Origin of the sequence: Streptomyces sp. 8K308 (assembly GCF_004348315.1) — a bacterium.
Lineage (GTDB): Bacteria > Actinomycetota > Actinomycetes > Streptomycetales > Streptomycetaceae > Streptomyces.
This window is the reverse complement of the sequence record NZ_SMKC01000405.1, coordinates 1-5,828: the sequence shown is the minus strand read 5'-3', so window position 1 is coordinate 5,828 and position 5,828 is coordinate 1. Positions and strand designations below refer to the sequence as shown.

At 67.6% G+C, this 5,828-nt stretch carries 5 protein-coding genes; 2 read left to right on the top strand and 3 right to left on the bottom strand.

Features of this window, described 5'->3' with window-relative positions; genetic code table 11:
• Positions 1-103: 103 nt before the first annotated feature.
• The 3 genes from E1265_RS32590 to E1265_RS32580 form a co-directional block, all read right to left on the bottom strand.
• Entirely contained in the window at positions 104-472 is a 369-nt protein-coding gene (locus E1265_RS32590) for a hypothetical protein (RefSeq protein ID WP_132934565.1), read from the bottom strand.
• 274 nt (positions 473-746) lie between these two features.
• Positions 747-2,276 carry a ParB/RepB/Spo0J family partition protein gene (locus tag E1265_RS32585; RefSeq protein ID WP_165953959.1) on the bottom strand — a complete coding sequence of 510 codons (1,530 nt, stop codon included), beginning with the start codon at positions 2,274-2,276 and terminating at the stop codon, positions 747-749.
• A gap of 217 nt (positions 2,277-2,493) precedes the next feature.
• Complete coding sequence (locus E1265_RS32580; RefSeq protein WP_207931297.1) at positions 2,494-3,015, bottom strand: DUF6573 family protein; 522 nt, start codon at positions 3,013-3,015, stop codon at positions 2,494-2,496.
• A gap of 308 nt (positions 3,016-3,323) precedes the next feature.
• Here E1265_RS32580 and E1265_RS32575 point away from each other — a divergent pair, with 308 nt between their 5' ends.
• Both E1265_RS32575 and E1265_RS32570 read left to right on the top strand, forming a co-directional pair.
• Positions 3,324-4,418, top strand: coding sequence for an IS630 family transposase (locus E1265_RS32575; protein ID WP_132934563.1), 1,095 nt, complete (start codon positions 3,324-3,326; stop codon positions 4,416-4,418).
• A 289-nt stretch (positions 4,419-4,707) separates the two neighbouring features.
• A complete protein-coding gene (locus tag E1265_RS32570; RefSeq protein WP_132934563.1) occupies positions 4,708-5,802 on the top strand; it encodes an IS630 family transposase in 1,095 nt (364 codons plus the stop codon).
• The last annotated feature ends 26 nt before the right edge of the window (positions 5,803-5,828 follow it).

Below are 5,828 nucleotides of genomic sequence, written 5' to 3'. Positions count from 1 at the left end.
GGCCTCGGGGGCGGGGTGGTGCATGACGAGTCCTTCGAGCGGTCGTTCGGATGACGCGGTTGCCCGGGGTGGCCCCGCCCTGGGCGGGGCCACCCCGGGGCGGTCAGGACTCGACGACGTGCAGCGAGGGGCGCTCGTGTTCCGCGTGGCGGTAGACGTGGCCGAGCGCGCCCAGGGCCAGGTCGCGATGCGCGGTGGTGCGGTGAAGCAGGCGGAAGAACAGCCCGTTGGCGCGCTCGTGCACGCGGTCGTCGGTGTGCCGCAGCGTCACGATGTACGCCAGGGTGTGCAGGCCGAAGACGTCCGACTCGATGAAGTCGCCCATGGGCAGACCGGTCTCCTCGGCGACCTGCTGCAGGTGCTCGAGCAGGAGCGCGGTCGCGTCGTGCAGCTCCTGCTTCGTGTAGCAGCCGGGGGCGGTGTCGAGGGGCTGGTCGTCGGAGTCGGTGACGAGGCGAAGGTGGTCCGTCATTGTGGTGCCCTTTCGGGTTGGTGGGTGGTTCGCGTCGGGCCCGGGGCCAACCGGAACTCGACATAGATAATTTTACCAATCTTGACTCACTTCGGTGGGCGTTTCGCCGTCGTGTCGCTGACGACTTCAGGGCCGAAGAGGGTCGATAGACTGGGGTTTCTGCGTGCCTTCCCTCACGGGTTGGGTGCGTGGTTCGCTAGGAACGGCGGCCGGGCCAGCCCCTTCACCGGGGTCCGTCCTCGTGGCGGACGGCCGCCGTTCCGTCGACCGTCGGCTAGGAGCCGGCGGCGGTCTCCTCCGCGGTGGGTGCTGAGGCCGGAGCGGTCTCGCTCATCCCGCAACACATCTCCTGTTCGATGTCGCTGAGGGTGTAGCCCTCGGTGGCGAGGAAGCGCAGCCAGGACCGGAGCTCGTCACCGGGGCTTCGCCAGGCGTGGTCGTGCATGACCTCGCTCTCGATCGCGGCGGCGGTGTGGGCGAGCAGCAGGCGCCAGCGGCGGGCCTTCCCGGTGCGGGCGATGAGCGGGCCGAACGGGTCGGATGATCCCCGCTCTGCCTGCGGGTCGGGGACGCCGAGGAAGCGCGCCGTCAGGTCCGTGCGGTGCCGGCCGGCGAAGTGCGAGTACACGTAGCCGACGCCGCTGATCAGGGACAGGACCACCGTCCAGGCGGCATCCGAGGCCGACTTCCGGCCGCACAGTTCGGTGATGAACGCGAACCGGACCTCCCGGGCGGCCCGCCACGCCTTGTTGTAGGCGATGGTCCGCCGACGCTTGGCCGCCTCCGCCGCACGGTCGACCGTCTGGCCGTTCCCCGCCGGAGCAGCCTGGGTGCTGAGCTGGTGCCGGTGCTTCTGCCAGGCCAGGCACAGGTACACCGGCTCGTGGGTCTCCGGGTGCAGCGCGGCGGCGTGCCCGGGGCAGTCGGCAGCGTGGTGCTCGGCCGTGATCGGGTTGTCCAGGGCCGTGCGGAGGTCCGTCAGCGGTCGGGCGTCACCGTACGTCCACGAGTACCGGTAGGCGACGACCCGCACGCCGGCGGCGGTCAACTCGCTCTCCGCCGTCCCGCGCTTGGCGGCGTCGGCCTTCGCCTGCCGAAGGCGCTGCAGGGCGTGCGCCCAGTGGCCGCGCCGCTTCCCCTGCTCCCGATCCAGCTCCTTGGCCCGCGACAGGGCGTCCAGGGCGCCGGGTACGTCGGAGACCTCCGCGTAGTCGGCCGCCTCGACCAGATCGAACGTCGCCGCGATGACCGACGACAGGTCCTCGTCGCTCAGCTTGGCCGCCCGGTTCGCCATGCGGATCTCCGCCGGCCGGTACCCCAACGCCTTCGCGTGACGCTCGCGCTTGCCGTCGTCGAGATCCATGAGCGCGAGCTGCGTCAGGGCCTCGACGTCATCGCGCTCGCTGGCAGCCACGCGGTGAACGTTCTCCACCATGCTGGCCACCAACGCCTCGTCGTCCGCCCCGGTGAGGTCGTCCCGCACCAGGCAGGGGACGAGCGTGTACGGCTGCTTCTTCGCCTTCGCCTCCGCCGCCGCGAGGAGGGCGGCACCCAGCCGGCGCTGCCCCCAGATCACGCCGAGCGTGGCGCCATCGGCCTGGGGACGGACCAGGAGCGGCACCTGCACGCCCATCGCCTTGACGCTCGCGACCAGCTTCCGGTCCGGCCTGGTGTCGTCCCCCGACCGCCGCTTCTTGCGGTGGTTGAACGGGTCGATCACCAACTCGTGCGGATCCAGATACTCCAGGCGCCCGACATCGCGGCGCACCGGCTCCGCCGCGACGGCCGCCGCCTCGCTCGTCACCTTCGCAGCCGCCCGTCGCCGAGCAACCGTCCTCGACGCGACCGCCTTCTTCGCCGGTCGCCTGCCGTCAGCGGCCCTCCCTGGGCCCTTCTTCTGCGTCGTGGTGCTTCCCATCACGATGTTCCTTCCTTGCTGATGAGTGGGGGGTGGTTCGCCGGTGCGGGGGGCGGCAGGGCCAACTGCCGCCCCCCACACCTTGAGAGGGCTTCAGACCTCGTCAGTCCTCGTCGGGCAGCATGACGGTCAGCACCGGCTCACCCGAGTCTCCGGGCCCGATCTCCATGGCCAGCACCGTGCGGCGAGCCACCCTGGACCGCCCGGCGCGCGGAACCCGGTACAGCTCGACCAGACAACGCCGACCGCCGCCACTCCGGGCGCGGAGCACGGCGAAGCGGACCATGTGCAGCACGTCCCACAGCCGCCCGGCCTCGTCCTGACACGTCCCCTTGCGCTTGTTGTCCTCCTCGCTCCAGGCCACGCAGTCGCCGTACGCGGCGGTCGTCAACGCCACCGGCAGCCAAAGACCGGCCTGCCGCGCCAACTCCCCATCAATGGCCACCAACACGCCGTCCGCCAGGGCATCCGCCCTGCTGTACCCGTGCACGACCTCCCGGTCGCAGTCGGCGCCGCGCGCCGCCTGGGGCGTAGCAGGTGACTGCGGGGTCCAGCGCATCGCATCAGCGCTGACCTCCCAGTCCCTGCCGACCCGGCCGGTGCCGGTAGTGGACTTGGAATTCATCGGAATTTCTCCCCTTTCGGCGGATGTGTGATTCGCGTCGAATTCGGGGCCAACCGATCTCGACAGAAATAACGATATCAAATCTGGCCCACTCTTTGGGGTGAACGCACCCGATTTTTCAAGGATTTTTGGTCCTCTAGCGGCGAGCCCTCGGCGTGATCGCTGGCCCGACCCCCGGCAGGATCCGGCAGCAACTAAACGTTAGAACAAGAGCTTATAAACGCGGCGCGTACCGATTACGCGTACCGCAACTAGTGTTGCGTGATCCCGTTTGCATGACTTGAACTGGTCGATCTCGTTGGTGGTGCGTGGAGCTTTCTTCTGAACAGACCGCTGAGTTGCGGGCGTTGGTGGCGAGTCGTGATGTGCCGGCGGCGTTGGCGTTACGGGCGCGGATCGTGTTGTGGGCGGGCGAGGGGCGGCGTCGGAAGGACATCGCCGAGTGGGCGGGGGTGTCGGGTCCGACGGTCGACCGGTGGAAGAGGCGTTATGTCGAACGTGGCCTGGCCGGTCTGGAGGAGTACAAGCGTGGTGCTCCAAGAGAGCAGGTTCCGCCCAGGGCGCGTGCCCGGGTGATCGCGCTGACGAGGAAGTCCCCGCCGTTGGAGACGGGGCTGTCGCATTGGTCGACTCGGAGCCTGGCGGCGTATCTGAGACGGTCCGAGGGCATCTCGGTGTCCTGGCACTACATCGCCCGTGTCTGGCGTGAGGAGAACCTTCAGCCGCACCGTTCGGGCACGTTCAAGATCTCCAGGGATCCGGCGTTCGCCGAGAAGGTCGCCGACGTCATCGGACTGTACTTGGCCCCGCCAGGCGGCGCGGTGGTGCTGTCGGTGGATGAGAAGACCCAGATCCAGGCCCTGGACCGCACCCAGCCCGTCCTCCCGGTCACCTTCGCCGCTACCGAGAAACGCACCGCGGACTATGTCCGGCACGGCACCACCAACCTGTTCGCCGCGCTGAACGTCGCCACCGGCGAAGTCGTCGGCGAGTGCCGGCCGGTAAGAGACGGCGAGAACTTCCTCGCGTTCCTCAAGAACGCGATCAAGCCACACGGCGGCAAGGAGATCCACGTCGTCCTCGACAACCTCTCCATCCACACCACCGAGGACGTCAGGGACTGGCTGGCGGCGAATCCCCAGGTCCACTTCCACTTCACGCCGGTCGGATCGTCCTGGCTCAACCAGATCGAGATCTGGTTCGGCATCATCACCCGTCAATCGATCCGGCGCGGCACGTTCCCCAGCGTGGCCGCGCTGATCACCCAGATCCGCAACTACATCGACACATGGAACACCAACGCCAAACCCTTCACCTGGACAGCCACCACCAAGGAGATCCTGGCCAAAGTCCGCCTCGCCCAACGCAACGTCAAGAAACTCGTCGCCAACAACTCGAAGTAATCACAACAGAATCACGCGACACTAGGGGCGCGGCAGCAGGTGCGCGCTACCCGAGTCGGTGACGGCAGTACGGCCCTGCATAACGATCATCCGCGCGCCCACCTGGCGCCGAGCGCGAGCCGCAACAACGTTAGCGGTCACCGGGACGGCAATCCGGGAGGCGACCCCTCCCCCCGTAGCCAGCCCTTCTCGTTCATTAGTGGCGGCCCGAAAGCCGGCCGCGGCGGACGCCCTAGTGTTGCGTGATCCCGTTTGCATGACTTGAACTGGTCGATCTCGTTGGTGGTGCGTGGAGCTTTCTTCTGAACAGACCGCTGAGTTGCGGGCGTTGGTGGCGAGTCGTGATGTGCCGGCGGCGTTGGCGTTACGGGCGCGGATCGTGTTGTGGGCGGGCGAGGGGCGGCGTCGGAAGGACATCGCCGAGTGGGCGGGGGTGTCGGGTCCGACGGTCGACCGGTGGAAGAGGCGTTATGTCGAACGTGGCCTGGCCGGTCTGGAGGAGTACAAGCGTGGTGCTCCAAGAGAGCAGGTTCCGCCCAGGGCGCGTGCCCGGGTGATCGCGCTGACGAGGAAGTCCCCGCCGTTGGAGACGGGGCTGTCGCATTGGTCGACTCGGAGCCTGGCGGCGTATCTGAGACGGTCCGAGGGCATCTCGGTGTCCTGGCACTACATCGCCCGTGTCTGGCGTGAGGAGAACCTTCAGCCGCACCGTTCGGGCACGTTCAAGATCTCCAGGGATCCGGCGTTCGCCGAGAAGGTCGCCGACGTCATCGGACTGTACTTGGCCCCGCCAGGCGGCGCGGTGGTGCTGTCGGTGGATGAGAAGACCCAGATCCAGGCCCTGGACCGCACCCAGCCCGTCCTCCCGGTCACCTTCGCCGCTACCGAGAAACGCACCGCGGACTATGTCCGGCACGGCACCACCAACCTGTTCGCCGCGCTGAACGTCGCCACCGGCGAAGTCGTCGGCGAGTGCCGGCCGGTAAGAGACGGCGAGAACTTCCTCGCGTTCCTCAAGAACGCGATCAAGCCACACGGCGGCAAGGAGATCCACGTCGTCCTCGACAACCTCTCCATCCACACCACCGAGGACGTCAGGGACTGGCTGGCGGCGAATCCCCAGGTCCACTTCCACTTCACGCCGGTCGGATCGTCCTGGCTCAACCAGATCGAGATCTGGTTCGGCATCATCACCCGTCAATCGATCCGGCGCGGCACGTTCCCCAGCGTGGCCGCGCTGATCACCCAGATCCGCAACTACATCGACACATGGAACACCAACGCCAAACCCTTCACCTGGACAGCCACCACCAAGGAGATCCTGGCCAAAGTCCGCCTCGCCCAACGCAACGTCAAGAAACTCGTCGCCAACAACTCGAAGTAATCACAACAGAATCACGCGACACTAGG

Coding starts and splice junctions, on each gene's coding strand:
- E1265_RS32590 (WP_132934565.1), bottom strand. CDS start 472: ATGACGGACCACCTTCGCCTCGTCACCGACTCCGACGACCAGCCCCTC.
- E1265_RS32580 (WP_207931297.1), bottom strand. CDS start 3,015: ATGAATTCCAAGTCCACTACCGGCACCGGCCGGGTCGGCAGGGACTGG.